The 14,430-nt window shown below is 43.4% G+C and carries 15 protein-coding genes; 10 read left to right on the forward strand and 5 right to left on the reverse strand.

Annotated features, from left to right (window positions below; genetic code table 11):
• Positions 1–3: 3 nt before the first annotated feature.
• Both ACHZES_RS00840 and ACHZES_RS00845 read right to left on the reverse strand, forming a co-directional pair.
• Positions 4–627: an NTP transferase domain-containing protein gene (locus tag ACHZES_RS00840; RefSeq protein WP_395547305.1), complete on the reverse strand. Its 624-nt coding sequence runs from the start codon at positions 625–627 to the stop codon at positions 4–6.
• A 93-nt stretch (positions 628–720) separates the two neighbouring features.
• Positions 721–1,650 (reverse strand): NTP transferase domain-containing protein, encoded by a 930-nt coding sequence (locus ACHZES_RS00845; RefSeq protein WP_395547304.1) that lies wholly within the window; start codon positions 1,648–1,650, stop codon positions 721–723.
• Positions 1,651–1,885: 235 nt separating this feature from the next.
• Here ACHZES_RS00845 and ACHZES_RS00850 point away from each other — a divergent pair, with 235 nt between their 5' ends.
• From ACHZES_RS00850 to ACHZES_RS00875, 6 genes are all read left to right on the forward strand, one after another.
• The gene (locus tag ACHZES_RS00850; protein ID WP_395547303.1) at positions 1,886–3,250 is read left to right on the forward strand and encodes an MATE family efflux transporter; all 1,365 of its coding nucleotides are present in this window, start codon (positions 1,886–1,888) and stop codon (positions 3,248–3,250) included.
• 12 nt (positions 3,251–3,262) lie between these two features.
• Entirely contained in the window at positions 3,263–4,174 is a 912-nt protein-coding gene (locus tag ACHZES_RS00855; RefSeq protein ID WP_395547302.1) for an acetamidase/formamidase family protein, read from the forward strand.
• 101 nt (positions 4,175–4,275) lie between these two features.
• A complete protein-coding gene (locus ACHZES_RS00860; RefSeq protein ID WP_395547301.1) occupies positions 4,276–5,346 on the forward strand; it encodes a branched-chain amino acid aminotransferase in 1,071 nt (356 codons plus the stop codon).
• Positions 5,347–5,430: 84 nt separating this feature from the next.
• Positions 5,431–6,342, forward strand: coding sequence for an AEC family transporter (locus tag ACHZES_RS00865; RefSeq protein WP_154520824.1), 912 nt, complete (start codon positions 5,431–5,433; stop codon positions 6,340–6,342).
• Positions 6,343–6,720: 378 nt separating this feature from the next.
• Complete coding sequence (gene thrS / locus ACHZES_RS00870) at positions 6,721–8,682, forward strand: threonine--tRNA ligase (protein ID WP_395547300.1); 1,962 nt, start codon at positions 6,721–6,723, stop codon at positions 8,680–8,682.
• A gap of 116 nt (positions 8,683–8,798) precedes the next feature.
• On the forward strand, positions 8,799–9,113 hold the full coding sequence (locus ACHZES_RS00875) for a DUF1540 domain-containing protein (protein WP_038284645.1): 315 nt from the start codon (positions 8,799–8,801) through the stop codon (positions 9,111–9,113).
• A 66-nt stretch (positions 9,114–9,179) separates the two neighbouring features.
• On the opposite strand, the gene ACHZES_RS00880 is transcribed toward ACHZES_RS00875, so the two are convergent.
• On the reverse strand, positions 9,180–9,593 hold the full coding sequence (locus tag ACHZES_RS00880; protein ID WP_038284646.1) for an EamA family transporter: 414 nt from the start codon (positions 9,591–9,593) through the stop codon (positions 9,180–9,182).
• 364 nt (positions 9,594–9,957) lie between these two features.
• Here ACHZES_RS00880 and infC point away from each other — a divergent pair, with 364 nt between their 5' ends.
• Genes infC through rplT form a run of 3 tightly spaced genes read left to right on the forward strand, consistent with a single transcriptional unit; the run spans position 9,958 to position 11,063 of the window.
• Entirely contained in the window at positions 9,958–10,455 is a 498-nt protein-coding gene (infC, locus tag ACHZES_RS00885; RefSeq protein ID WP_038284647.1) for a translation initiation factor IF-3, read from the forward strand.
• Positions 10,456–10,478: 23 nt separating this feature from the next.
• On the forward strand, positions 10,479–10,676 hold the full coding sequence (gene rpmI, locus ACHZES_RS00890; protein WP_013272956.1) for a 50S ribosomal protein L35: 198 nt from the start codon (positions 10,479–10,481) through the stop codon (positions 10,674–10,676).
• Positions 10,677–10,706: 30 nt separating this feature from the next.
• Positions 10,707–11,063: a 50S ribosomal protein L20 gene (gene rplT / locus ACHZES_RS00895; RefSeq protein WP_024295099.1), complete on the forward strand. Its 357-nt coding sequence runs from the start codon at positions 10,707–10,709 to the stop codon at positions 11,061–11,063.
• Positions 11,064–11,209: 146 nt separating this feature from the next.
• Here the strand turns inward: rplT and ACHZES_RS00900 are convergent, their stop codons facing one another.
• Entirely contained in the window at positions 11,210–11,800 is a 591-nt protein-coding gene (locus ACHZES_RS00900) for a TetR/AcrR family transcriptional regulator (protein WP_195841061.1), read from the reverse strand.
• A gap of 141 nt (positions 11,801–11,941) precedes the next feature.
• On the opposite strand from ACHZES_RS00900, the gene ACHZES_RS00905 reads away from it, so the two are divergent.
• On the forward strand, positions 11,942–13,267 hold the full coding sequence (locus ACHZES_RS00905) for an alpha/beta hydrolase family protein (RefSeq protein WP_395547299.1): 1,326 nt from the start codon (positions 11,942–11,944) through the stop codon (positions 13,265–13,267).
• A 382-nt stretch (positions 13,268–13,649) separates the two neighbouring features.
• On the opposite strand, the gene istB is transcribed toward ACHZES_RS00905, so the two are convergent.
• The gene (gene istB / locus ACHZES_RS00910; protein WP_395549404.1) at positions 13,650–14,426 is read right to left on the reverse strand and encodes an IS21-like element helper ATPase IstB; all 777 of its coding nucleotides are present in this window, start codon (positions 14,424–14,426) and stop codon (positions 13,650–13,652) included.
• Positions 14,427–14,430 lie beyond the last annotated feature (4 nt).

Here is a 14,430-nt window from a genome sequence, read left to right on the forward strand (position 1 = left end):
CTTTTAAAGTTTGACCGGACAAAACCGGCTGATGCAGACTTCATAATCTTCCATGGTGTCCAGATCCATCCATACCCCGTCATCATCTACCGGTACGTGGATGATGGAATCTTCCTGCTGCTTCCATAACTGGCGCAGACCGCCTTCTCCTTCAAATTGCAGTATGATGTCACGGAATCTGTAATCAATCAAAGGAGGGTGCTTCCGATATCCTCCCAATGTGGGAAAGAGGACAGAGGGCTGGTCGTCTGGCCGGGCTTTTAAAAGTTTAAGGAATGTGTTTTTTTTAACAACCGGCATGTCACCTGGGAGCAGAAAAAATGCTTTGCAATGGGGCATGGAGCGAAGACCGTATTTTATGGAAGTCAGCATATCGGTAGTTTCATAGTGAGGGTTGCAGGCGTAAATAATTTCTTTCCCATAATGAAGGCGAAGAACTGATTCAATTTCATTTCCCCGGTAACCCAGAACGATTACGATCTGTTTCACTCCTGCGGCCAGCATGCTGTCGATGGTGCTTTCAATCAGGGTTTTTCCCCGAAACGGCATCAGCGGCTTAAAATCCCCCATGCGGCTGGATAATCCTGCGGCCAGTATAAGGCCGCAGGCAGAACTGGACCCAAGCATAAAAAATCCCCCTTCCATAACGACACTATGATTATAATGCCATTATAAAAGGGGGTTATGTATGTTTCAAATTCTTCCTGGGAAGCACTCGCTTTACCGGAATAATCCGTTGTCACAAAACAGGGAGGAAAACTCCTTTTGTGTAAACTGAAATATATTATCCTCCAGCTTCTGCCATGTCTTTAAGAACTGGATGCCCTGAGGAGTCAGGGTGGTATTTCCACCGCGTTTGCCTCCATGTTTCCGCTCTGCAATGGGATATCCCGTTTCTTCTTCCAGCTTATTTAACATGTCCCAGGCTTTCCCGTAGGATAAGGCCATGCGGTCACAGGCACTGCGGACGGAATGGGTGTCAAGGATCAGATACAGCAGAAGCTTGATTCTTGTATTAAAGAAAACGGATTCCTTTTGGAGGTTTAACTGAACGGTAGGATGGAGAAGCGCCCGGTTGTGCTCTGCCAGATAGTCCTCCAATTGACGGCAGTCCCGTACACTGATAAAAATCCCGGGGTCATCCACCGGTAGAAAGATACGGCGGTCGGGCATTGAAGAAATGGCCGTCTTTAACCCTCCGATTCCAGAGAAAGCAATGATTTCGGGAACAACTGATTCTGAAAGAATGATGGGATGGCCGCCTTTGCCCTTGCAGGAAGGCGTTATAATATCTCCGTTAGCGGCCATCAGGCTATTTAAAGTAGCAGGAGTGAACATGGGTACATTTACCGGTGTAAAAACCATCCGGTCACATTTCCCCAGTAAATATTTCAGGCCTATTTTTACGGAGTCAATAAGTTCTGGCTGCTCACAGTTCTCATTGCGGATAAAGATCACACCATAGCTAGATAACTGGTATTTTACTTCATCCTCCTCTGCTCCGGTTACGACAACAATGGGAAAAATTCCCGCCTGTTGAAAGGATATAACAATACGCTTTATTATGGGGATTGTCCCGATCTGCAGCAATGGTTCCGCATCTTTTTTGCTGGCGGCTGCAATCACCCCGCCAATCCGGCTGATTTTCATATGGGGTCCTCCTCCTCAAATAAATATCTGATTCAATCATAGCATGGAGCCGGGAACCGGGCAAGTTCTTGTAACAAGGATCTTGACAGAATGGTTATGGAAGATAAGCCTATTTAAGGGATAGGAAACTCTGTTAATATGTATTAATTGCTGTTACAGGATTTTATAGGGAAAAACTGGATGCAAAATCAGAAGGAAGATGTTATGATAAAACAGGTAAGGAGATAATATTAAAATGGCAGATACAAAGAATGATTTTTCAAAAGGAAACGTGGTGGAAAACATATTAAAGCTGGCCGTCCCTATGACATTGGCCCAGCTGATCAATGTGCTTTACAACATCGTTGACAGAATTTACATAGGAAGGATTCCGGAAAATGCAACAATGGCATTAACAGGGCTTGGCTTGTGCCTTCCCATCATTTCCATAGTCATAGCCTTTGCCAATTTATTCGGCATGGGCGGTGCGCCTTTGTGCTCCATTGAGAGGGGACGGGGGAATGAAAAGGAAGCGGAGAAGATCATGGGAAATTCCTTCATTCTTCTGGTGGCCTTTGGTTTAGGTCTTACCGTTTTGGGTCTTGTTTTAAAAAAGCCCATGCTATACTTGTTTGGTGCCAGCGATCTTACTTATCCTTATGCGGATCAATACATCAGCATTTATCTGCTTGGTAATGTTTTCGTCATGATTGGCCTTGGGATGAACACCTTTATCAACTCTCAGGGATTTGGAACGATGGGGATGGTGACGGTTCTTTTGGGAGCGGTTGCCAATATTATTTTAGACCCCATATTTATTTTTGTTCTGGGTATGGGAGTAAGAGGTGCGGCCCTTGCGACCATATTGTCTCAGTTTCTTTCTGCACTCTGGATTGTCAAATTCCTAACAGGAAAGAAAGCCATTTTAAAGCTGAGGACATCCTGCTTTCGTTTGAGAAAACACCGGGTAAAAGATATCATTGCCCTTGGAATGTCAGGCTTTACCATGTCCATTACCAACAGCCTGGTGCAGATCATGTATAATGCATCCTTGCAGCACTATGGCGGCGATTTGTATGTGGGAGTTATGACTGTAATCAATTCAGTCCGGGAGGTTATTTCCATGCCTGTAAGCGGAATTACCAACGGCGCACAGCCGGTCATGGGCTTTAATTACGGGGCAAAAAAATACAACCGGGTAAAGCGGGCAATTATTTTTACATCTGTAGTTTCCATTACATATACCACGGTCATGTGGGGGCTGGTCCATGGCTTTACGGAGTTTTTCATCCGGATCTTCAATCAGGAAGAAGCACTGTTACAGGCAGGTGTTCCTGCGATGCGGATCTATTACTTCGGCTTTTTTTTCATGTCCCTGCAGTTTGCCGGTCAGTCTGTGTTTGTGGCCCTGGGAAAAGCAAAAAAAGCGGTATTTTTCTCCATCTTCCGCAAAGTGGTGATCGTGATTCCTCTGATCCTCATCCTTCCTGGCTTGCTTCGCAATGGCACAGCAGGAGTCTTTATGGCGGAACCAGTTTCCAATTTAATCGGTGGCGGAGCCTGCTTTATTACCATGCTGGCTACCATATGGCCGGAGCTTAGTGAAAAAAGACAACAGTAAAAGGAGAAAACTATGAAAACCATAACCAGGGATTATATTACAAATGTTCTTGCAAAGGAGAATCCGCCCTGTGACAGGGTAAGGGCAGGAGAGATTGTGGCCTTTGAGACTTATGACTGTTTCACAAACCAGTTTCTTCCGGAAGAGGCGACCTTTGAAAATGTAATAAGAAAGCCGGGAAATCCGGCTACAGGGCCTCTCTATATTGAGGGGGCGATGCCGGGAGACATGCTTAAGATCGATATTCTGGATATTGAAATGGGCCCTGTGGGAATTGTCATGCTTGGGCCTAACAGCGGAAGCGAAAAAGAGGAGTTTCCCCGGAAAGTATTAAGACGGGTGCCTGTAAAGGGAGGATATGCCCATTTTAATGAAAGAGTCAAGATTCCGCTAAAACCCATGATCGGTGTCATCGGGGTAGCTCCGGCAGGTGAGGGAGTATCCACCATTACTCCCATGGATCATGGCGGAAATATGGACTGCACTCAGATCAAAAAGGGAGCCTCCTTGTATCTGCCTGTATTTGTGGAAGGGGCTCTTTTGTCCATGGGAGATTTTCATGCTGTCATGGGAGACGGGGAAGTGGAGGACTGCGGTCTGGAAATAGAAGGTCGGGCTATCATCCGGGTGAGCGTTGTGAAAAATAAAAACTGCGTCTCCTATCCGATGATCGAAACAGAGGATAAGCTTATCACCCTTGCTTCCAGGGAACAGGTGGAGGAAGCCTGGCGGGCGGCTGCCAGGCAGATGTATGAGTTCATGAAGGAAAAGATTGGGATGGATTATGAAGAGGCCGGCATGCTGCTTACCATGACCGGGGACCTTGTTATCTGCCAGACAGTAAACCCCATGAAGACGGTGAGAATGGAACTTCCCCGCCATATAACTCAAAGTTATGGTTTTGATTCCATTTCGGTAGAGTAAATAAGACTTAAGATTCTTGACATCCAACCCTTTTTGGAAGATAATGATAGATAAATTACAATAACTGACAGATATGCCGGTAAGGGAAAGGAAGAGTATCAATGCAGACAATCAGAATCGAAAAAACAACTTGCCCGAAAGAAAAACCAGGCAATGATAACCCGTTGACATTTGGAACCATATTTACGGATCACATGTTTGAGGTGGACTATGAAGAGGGAAGGGGCTGGTATGATCCCAGGATCGTGCCTTATCATAAGCTGGTGCTGGACCCTTCTTCCATGGTATTCCATTACGGACAGGAGATGTTCGAGGGCTTAAAGGCATACAAGACAGAAGATGGCAGGGTCTTGCTGTTCCGTCCTGATAAGAATATCGAACGTGCCAACAGAAGCAACCGAAGGCTTTGCATCCCGGAGATTCCGGAAGATCTGTTTTTAGAAGGATTAAAAACTGTTGTAAACGTAGATCAGGACTGGATCCCTACAAAACCGGGAACCTCCCTTTATATCAGACCCTTTGTAATTGCTACCGATCCCTTCTTAGGGGTCAGACCTTCCAATACCTACAAGTTCATGATCATCTTATCACCTGTTGGAGCTTATTATGCCAGCGGCCTTGATCCTGTCAAGATATGGATTGAAGATGAATATGTGAGAGCGGTAAAGGGCGGCATCGGTGAAGCTAAGACAGGGGGAAATTATGTCGCTTCCCTGGCTTCTCAGGTAAAGGCTCATGACGAGGGCTATTCCCAGGTGTTATGGCTTGACGGCGTTCACCGGAAATACATCGAAGAAGTAGGTGCCATGAACATCTTCTTTAAGATCAATGGCGTAGTCATCACGCCGGAACTAAACGGAAGCATTCTACCAGGTGTTACCAGGGATTCTGTGATTGCCCTGTGTAAAAAATGGGGAGTGGCTGTTGAAGAACGGAAGATTTCGGTTGATGAGGTGGTCGCGGCAGCAAGAACCGGAGCAATGGAAGAATGCTTTGGTACAGGAACAGCAGCCGTTATATCCCCGGTTGGTGAGCTTCGTTTTGAAGAAGATAGAATGTCTGTAGGCGGCGGAAAGATCGGAGAATTGACCCAGAAGCTTTATGATTCCATTACCGGCATCCAACTGGGCATCATGGAAGGGCCAGAGGGCTGGTCCGTAGAAGTAAAATAGATATTACGGAATGAATCCGGCGGAGCTGATATAATAGCGCCGCCGGAAGTTTTGAGAATACAAAAAAGAAAAAGGGAGCCGGATATGACAGCGGTACTGATAAAGGCAGTTGCATTTGTATCAATTATTATTATGGGATACCTGCTCAAACGGGCAGGTTTTTTTCAGGCCAAGGATTTTTACCTGGTTTCCAGAATTGTGATCAAGATTACCCTTCCTGCAGCTATTGTTTCTAATTTCAGCAGGATCACCATGGATTACTCCATCCTTTTTGTCTGTGTAATCGGATTTTTGTGCAATTGTGTGACGGTTGCCGTCGGGTATATGATGTATAACCGAAGAACAAAGGCCGAAAAGGCTTTTGCAATGATCAACATGTCTGGTTATAATGTGGGAAATTTCACGATGCCCTTTGTACAAAGCTTTTTAAGCCCGGTTGGTTTTGCAGCAACAAGCCTGTTTGATGCCGGGAATGCGGTTATGTGTACCGGAATGACTTACTCCCTGGCCAGCATGGTGGTGGGAGAGGAGGAAAAACCTTCCGTAAAAAAGGTTGTGCTTAAGCTGTTTTCCTCGGCTCCTTTTGATGCGTATGTCATAATGACTGTTTTAAGCATACTTAATATAAAGCTGCCTTCTGTTTTGATCACCATTGCGGATACAGCAGGAGGAGCCAATGCGTTTCTCGCTCTTTTAATGCTTGGCATCGGTTTTGAGATCCGAATGGAAAAAGAAAAGATGAGCCACATTCTTAAGATCTTAGGGGTACGGTATATCCTTTCGGTTTTAATGGCAGCTGGATTTTATTTTCTGACACCCTTCGGCCTTGATGTACGCCGGGCCCTGGTGATCGTGTCACTTGGCCCTGTATCGTCAGTGGCACCAGCTTTTACCGGTGCTTTAAACGGGGATATCGAGACAGCAAGCGCAATCAATTCCCTGTCAATAGTGATCAGTATAGCTGCAATCACGGCAGCTTTAATCATTCTTTTATAATAAAATTTTTTATCACACTTGACAAACGGCTTAACCGTGTTATAATCTAAAACTATAAAGCAATATAAGAAAAAGCATTGACAAGACCAGTATCATATCAGGAAAGGCCAGAGAGAGACGTGTTTGGTGAAAGCGTCTTACTGGAATGATGTGAGAAAACCAGCTTGGAGCGTCCCGTAATGGGGAACGGTGATTCCGTTATCATCATATGAAGTGGTTTGAACGTTTAATTTGTTCACTCAAGTAAGGGTGGAACCGCGATTTCTTTGAATAGAATCGTCCCTTTCTGTATGGAAGCATACAGAAAGGGGCTTTTTTTATTTGTAAAAGCTATTCACAAAACATTTAACAATAATAGGTAAAGGAGATTGATGGAATATGAAGATTACATTAAAAGATGGCTCAGTCAAGGAATATGAACAAGCAATGTCAGTGATTGACATCGCTTCCGATATAAGCGAAGGCCTGGCTAGAAATGCCTGCGCCGGTGAAGTGGATGGAAAGGTTGTGGATTTGAGGACTGTTGTTGATGGGGATTGCAGTTTAAGCATTCTTACGGTCAGCGACCCGGCAGGCCTTTCTGCTTACCGTCATACCGCAAGCCATATCCTGGCAGAAGCCGTAAAAAGGCTGTATCCCCAGGCAAAGCTTGCAATCGGACCGTCCATTGAAAATGGATTTTATTATGATTTTGATATCCCTTCCTTTTCAAGAGAAGATCTGGATAAAATCGAAGGTGAGATGAAGAAAATCATAAAGGAAGGTGCGAAAGTTGAACGCTTTACCCTTCCGAGAGAAGAAGCAATTAAATTTATGGAAGAAAAGGGCGAACCTTATAAGGTGGAACTGATCCAGGACCTTCCCGAGGATGCGGAAATTTCCTTCTATCGTCAGGGAGAGTTTACGGACCTTTGCGCAGGACCTCACCTGATGAGCACCAAATCCATCAAGGCATTTAAGCTTATCTCTTCCTCCGGAGCATACTGGAGAGGCAGCGAGAAAAACGCCATGCTCACACGTGTATACGGCACTGCTTTTGCTAAGAAGGAAGAGATGAATGAATACCTGGAATATCTGGCAAACATTAAGAACCGGGATCATAACAAACTGGGCCGTGACATGGAGATTTTCGCAACCGTTGATGTAATCGGCCAGGGACTTCCTCTATTAATGCCAAAGGGTGCAAAGATTGTCCAGACTTTACAAAGATGGATCGAGGATGAAGAAGAGAAGCGCGGCTATATGAGAACAAAAACTCCTCTTATGGCAAAGAAAGACTTATATATCATCTCCGACCACTGGGATCACTATAAGGAAGGAATGTTTGTACTGGGAAATGAGGAAACAGATGATGAGGTATTTGCTCTCCGCCCAATGACCTGCCCATTCCAGTACTATGTTTACAAACAGAGCCAGAAATCCTACCGTGATCTGCCTTGCAGATACGGCGAAACCTCTACTCTGTTCCGCAACGAGGATTCCGGCGAGATGCACGGATTAACCCGTGTCCGTCAGTTTACCATTTCCGAAGGTCACTTAATCGTGCGTCCTGATCAGATTGAAGAGGAATTTAAAGGTTGTGTGGATCTGGCAAAATACTGTCTTACAACACTTGGCCTGGAAGGCGATGTGACTTATCAAATGTCCAAATGGGATCCAAGTAAAGCGGATCATTATCTGGGCACACCGGAGATGTGGGATGAAGTAGAAGGCATGATGCGCAAGATCCTTGACCACATCGGAATCGAATATACGGAAGCTGCCGGAGAGGCGGCGTTCTACGGACCTAAGCTTGATATTCAGGCAAAGAACGTATATGGTAAGGAAGATACCATGATCACCATTCAGCTTGATATGTTCTTAGCAGACCGCTTTGATATGAGCTTCGTGGATAAGGATGGAACAAAGAAACGTCCATATATCATTCACAGAACTTCCATGGGCTGTTATGAAAGAACTCTTGCTTGGTTGATTGAAAAATATGAAGGAGCATTCCCCACATGGTTATGTCCGGAGCAGGTGCGCGTTCTTCCGATCTCTGAAAAGTACCATGATTACGCAGGAAAAGTAGCCGCTCAGTTAAAGGAAAACGGGGTTCTGGCAACGGTTGATGAACGTGCGGAAAAGATCGGATACAAGATCCGCGAGGCACGTTTATCAAAGCTTCCATATATGCTGGTGGTAGGTCAGAAAGAGGAAGAAGAAGGTGTCGTATCTGTCAGAAGCCGCTTTAACGGCGATGAGGGACAGCGTCCGCTTTCCGCTTTCATCGATGATATTAGCCGTGAGATCCGTACAAAAGAAATCAAAAAGGTAAATGTAACAGAAGAAGCAAAATAAAATTTGTTATGGCTTAAGGAAAAGAAGGAAAATATTCGTGAGAATATTTTCCTTCTGCTGCGTGCATAATAGTCCTGAAACATTAACTTAAGTTAGATGCCAGGAGGAAATAAGCCATGACAAAATTAGATTGTAATGTAACAAACTGTCTTCACAACTCCGATAATTACTGCTGTAAATCCGCCATTATTGTGGAAGGATCCCAGGCAAAAGACAGCTATGATACCTGCTGCGGAAGTTTTGATGAAAATAAGGACGGTTCTTTCCATAACTTATTCAAGACTCCGGAAAGCCGTCTGGAAGTTGACTGTGAGGCTGTCAACTGTGTTTATAATGAAGGCCGCCACTGTTCTGCGGAGCATATCGGAATTGCAGGAGATGGTGCAAACGCAGCAGAGCATACGGAATGCTCAACTTTTAAAACCAGATAAACATTATAAAAATAAGATGCGCCAGGAGAAAGTTCCTGTCGCATCTTATTTAAATAGACCATCGGATCATAAGATCATAACAAAGGTTCCTGCCGTAATCAGTAGTATACCTATGAGCTTTTTAATCGTGAATTGTTCGTGGAGAATAAGAAACGCCAGGATCACAGTAAGGACGATGCTTAGCTTATCTACGGGAACAACCTTGGAAGCTTCTCCCATTTGAAGGGCTTTGTAGTAACAGATCCAGGAGAGGCCGGTGGCAATGCCGGACAGGATGAGAAACAGCCAGCTTTTTTTACTGATTTCAGAGAGACCTGTCTGGGCTCCTGTGAGAAAAACGATAAACCAGGCCATGAGTACCACAACAATTGTCCGGATGGCCGTAGCCAGATTGGAATTGACTCCCTCGATTCCCATTTTAGCCAGAATAGAAGTGAATGCGGCAAAAATGGAGGAAAGAAGAGCGAAAACAAACCACATAAAAGCGCCTCCTGATTCATTTATTTTATTACATACTACCATTGTAGCTCTCTCGATAGAAAGTTGCAAGATAAACCTTAAAAGGAAAGAAGAGCGGTGTTATAAAAAATATGTTGACAGATAGATAAATATATAGTATTATTATGTAAGTTGTGAAAACAGCAAACAGGAAAGTAGGTATCCGCCTCACCACGGCACGAGTAAGTGTCCCTGGTTCATAGCCTTTGGTACATAGGTGTACTGTGTAGAGACTTTGGTGGTGGATAGCGTTTGTCTATCTACTTTTTTTATGCCTATGGGCAAGCAATGTGGATTCCAGCCAACACACACTATATGATGGAGGTGCACGACAATTAGCGATTTAATGATTAATGAACAGATCAGAGATAAGGAAGTTCTGTTGATTGGTGAAAACGGAGAAAAATTGGGTATCATGTCTACCAGAGATGCTTTGCAGATGGCAAAGGAAGCAGAACTGGATTTGGTTAAGATTGCTCCGACTGCAAAACCCCCAGTTTGTAAGATTATCGATTACGGTAAATATCGTTATGAACTGGCAAGGAAGGAAAAAGAAGCTAAAAAGAAACAGAAGGTAATCGAAGTAAAGGAAGTTCGTTTATCTCCTAACATTGACACCAACGATTTAAACACGAAGATGAGCGCCGCAAGGAAGTTCCTCGAAAAGGGAGATAAAGTTAAGGTAACCTTACGTTTCAGAGGTCGTGAGATGGCGCATATGTCAAAGTCAAAGTATATTCTGGATGATTTCGCTGAGAAGTTAGCCGATATCGCAGCTATTGACAAGCCAGCTAAGGTGGAAGGAAGAAGCATGGTTATATTTTTAAATGCAAAACGCCAGTAGAACTTATCAAGGAGGAAAATACAATGCCTAAATTAAAAACCAGCAAATCAGCTGCAAAACGCTTTAAAGTTACAGGAACGGGAAAGCTTGTAAGAAATAAAGCTTACAAATCTCACATCTTAACTAAGAAATCAACTAAGAGAAAAAGAAATCTTAGAAAAGATATTGTTACCGATGCAACTAACGCAAAAGTAATGAAGAAGATTTTACCATATCTATAGGATCTTTAAGTTAAGAAGGAGGAAAAACCGATGGCAAGAATTAAAGGCGGTATGAACGCTAAGAAAAAACATAACAGAGTGTTAAAGATGGCTAAAGGCTACAGAGGCGCTCGTTCCAAACAGTATAGAGTAGCAAAGCAGTCAGTTATGAGAGCATTAACAAGCTCCTATGCAGGCAGAAAAGAAAGAAAGAGACAGTTCAGACAGTTATGGATCGCTCGTATCAATGCTGCTGCACGTATTAACGGTGTATCTTACAGCGTATTTATGCACGGCTTAAAGTTAGCTGGAGTTGATTTAAACAGAAAAGTTCTGGCTGACATGGCAGTAAATGATGCAGAAGGCTTTGCAAAATTAGCAGAACTGGCTAAGTCCAAAGTGGCTTAATCGCATATTCAAACCTCGGAAACCTCGTGTTTACGGGGTTTTTTTGATGCCCGCAATATACACGCGATGTACGCGCGATATACGGATGCAGACCTCCGGACATGCCAAAAAGGCTGCCTTTTGACAGCCCGGAAAGTCTTTCTGTTTTAACTCTGGTTTTCTTTGCCAAAAAGGCCGTAAAGAAATAGTTTTCTCATACCTGTTTTGTATGTTGTATCCCTTCCCAAAAACTCCGGCTGTTGAAACACATACAAAGACATGGTCATATAATTTAATGCTGCGTCAGTAGGTATTGTATGATCAATTTCACCTTCCCGTTTTCCTAATTCTATAAAATCGCGGTACAATATAATTGCTCTATCTTTAACAGCTTCTTCAAATATCTGGCGTAACGCTTTATCGTCTAAGGCCTGCTCGTCAAAATGCGAGCACAAGAGTTTGTCGGTCAAATCTTCCTTATGTTTCATAATTATATTTAGCTTTTCAGCAAAAGAAATATCTGATTTCAGAATTTTTTCATATTCAATAATCGCATCCTCAATCATGGATACGAAAGTAGCCTTTGCTAATGTATTTTTATCTCCAAAATAATTGTAAATGGAAACCTGTGATACCTTTGCCAATGCCGCAATTTCTTTGATACTCACATTGTTAATACCCCGTGTGAAAAACAATTCACGGGCAGCGTCTATAATAGAATTTTTTTTAATGGTTGTCCTTTTTTCATAACCGTTCATTTTCATCACCTACCAATAGTATACCAATAGTTTTGAAACACGTCAACAAACATTTCAAAACATATTGACAGACAATCTCTGGAACTATATAATGAAATCGAGATCTACAAATTTCAAAACCTTTCCTTAGGAGGTGTTTTTGTGAAAGTCAATTTTAGTGATAAAACAGTAGGTGGATTTAATTATGAATTGACAAGAGGGGTATCGCTTCAAACTGCGGGCGCTGCGGAATTTGGTGAGTGCATGGAAACGATGGAGCGTATTCAGAATAACGATTTTAACAGTTGGACGCAGGAATGGGGGAAAACAGCGGACTTTGTAGCTGATTATGCTCGGCAACGGCTGGAGAGCGGAGATACGAATGCTGCACGAAAAGCATTCATGCGGGCCAGTAATTACTATCGCATGGCGTGTTTCTATACTGCTCATACAGATGCCCGTCACAGGAGCCTCTGGGAAAAAAGCAGAGAGACATTTCACTCTATGCTGCCATTATCCGAGCATCCGATTGAGTGTGTAAGTATAACGTTTGAAGATGCCTTACTTCCCGGCTACTTTATTCCATGTGGTCAGGCAAACCGCCCAACACTGATCGCCATTGGCGGTTTCGACTCCACTGCGGAAGAGGTATATTTTTGGATTGGACAGGCGGCGAGGGTGTATGGCTGGAACTGCCTTATCTTTGAAGGACCGGGGCAATGGGGTGCATTGATGGATAATCCGGGATTGGTATTTTGCCCGGATTATGAAAAACCGGTGGGTGCGGCCGTAGATTATCTCATGACTCGTGCCGATCTTGACAAAGAAAAAATCGCAATCATCGGATATTCCATGGGTGGGTATCTATGCGTGAGGGGAGCGCTCGATCCTCGAATAAAGGCATGCATTCCAAATACAATCGTTGTGGACTGCGGCGCGGCGGCAAGAGCCGGAATGAAGAACATGGTAAAACACCAAGCTTTCATGGATAAAACCTTTAACCTTTTAGCAAAAATAAATACACCGGCACGCTGGTCGTTTCAGCATTCATCGTGGGCGCTGGGAATAAACTCCGTTCACGAGTGGATTGAAGCGTATGAAAAATTCACATTACTTGGATATGAAGATTTATTAAAAGAAAAGCCTATGCTGTTTTTGTTTGGCGAGGATGACATTAAAGACGCGGCCGCGCCCAGCAAGGAAATTGTAGCAGGTATATTGGACTATATCCATTCCCTTGATTGCCCGCGTTATATCCGCTTATTTACAAAACAAGAGGGGGGATCCAGCCATTGTCAAATGGGCGGATTGGTGTATGCACAAGCCGTCATATTCAGCTGGTTAGAACATGCACTCTGTGGTAAGCCGATGAATACGCATATTGGCCCGCAAATATCGAATCAGTTTGTTACTCTCTTTGAAAAATATGGTGGCAGTCCAGGGGAAGAAAAAGCAAAAGATTTACTCTCTGAGGTTACATTTATTTAAAAGGATGCCTGGTGCAGTTGACCCCGGAAACCATGTGTTTTCAGGGTCTTTTTTTTGACACTTAAAACGACACTTATCCACAATAATGTGGAAACAATTGTGGATTGTATGTTAATGTCTGAAAATACGACAAAATTGTGCAAATTACAACAGGACTACGACCTACGGTTATACACAATTTCAGCGTTAACACACCTTGTCTAACTGTCTCATATAATATAGTGTAACACAGTAAAAAGGGCCCGCTGAAATAAACATATATCATCAAATCATCAATTCTTTCCTATTTTAAAATGAGTTTGAATATTCTTGTGCGGTGAAACCGCAGTTCCGGGAAATCGGGAACCGATTGACCGGAACATGGGAACCACCTTATGCGAGTTTACTCGCTCATGTTTTTGTCTAGTCCGTATACCTCTCGCATTGAGATATCCTTTGAAGGATCAATGCTTTGGATATTAATTTTATAGGCATCATAAACAATACGATCCAGAATGGCATCAGCCAGAGGACTGGATTCACCACCTAACTGTTCATACCATCCTTCCTGCAGATACTGGGAGCAGAAAATCGTAGATGATTTCTTACGTCTCCTATGCAGAAGTTCAAATATATCTTTTTGTTCATTGTCAGTTGGTTTGAGCAAGAGCCATTCATCAATGATAAGAAGAAGTGGATTGGCATATTTCGCCATGACCTTTTTGTATGTACCTTCATTTCTTGACATCTCCAGCTCAATCAAAAGATCTGGGAGACGTACATATTTAGTATTGTAATACTGCTTACATGCTTCCATACCGAACGCGCATGCCATGTAAGTCTTACCACTACCTGTTGCACCAGTAATAAATAAGTTACGGTGTTCAGATATATATTCGCAAGCAGCAAGTCTCCTTATGAGTTCTCTGTTCAGCTTGCGTCCTGAAGTATAATCGATATCCATGATACTTGCTTCAGTCTGGTCGAATCCAGCGTTATGAATCAGTCTTTTCAGTCGATTATTCTTACGGCTGCTGAATTCGATGTCGGTCAGCATACCAAAGCGGTCTTCGAAGGAAACTTCTTTCATCTTTGGATCATTTAGCTGATTACGGAATGCATCTGCCATAGAGCTAAGACGCATTTCTATTAATTTATCAATCGTACTTTGGTTTGTCATAAGT

Origin of the sequence: Lacrimispora sanguinis, assembly GCF_044987295.1 — a bacterium.
Lineage (GTDB): Bacteria > Bacillota > Clostridia > Lachnospirales > Lachnospiraceae > Lacrimispora > Lacrimispora celerecrescens_B.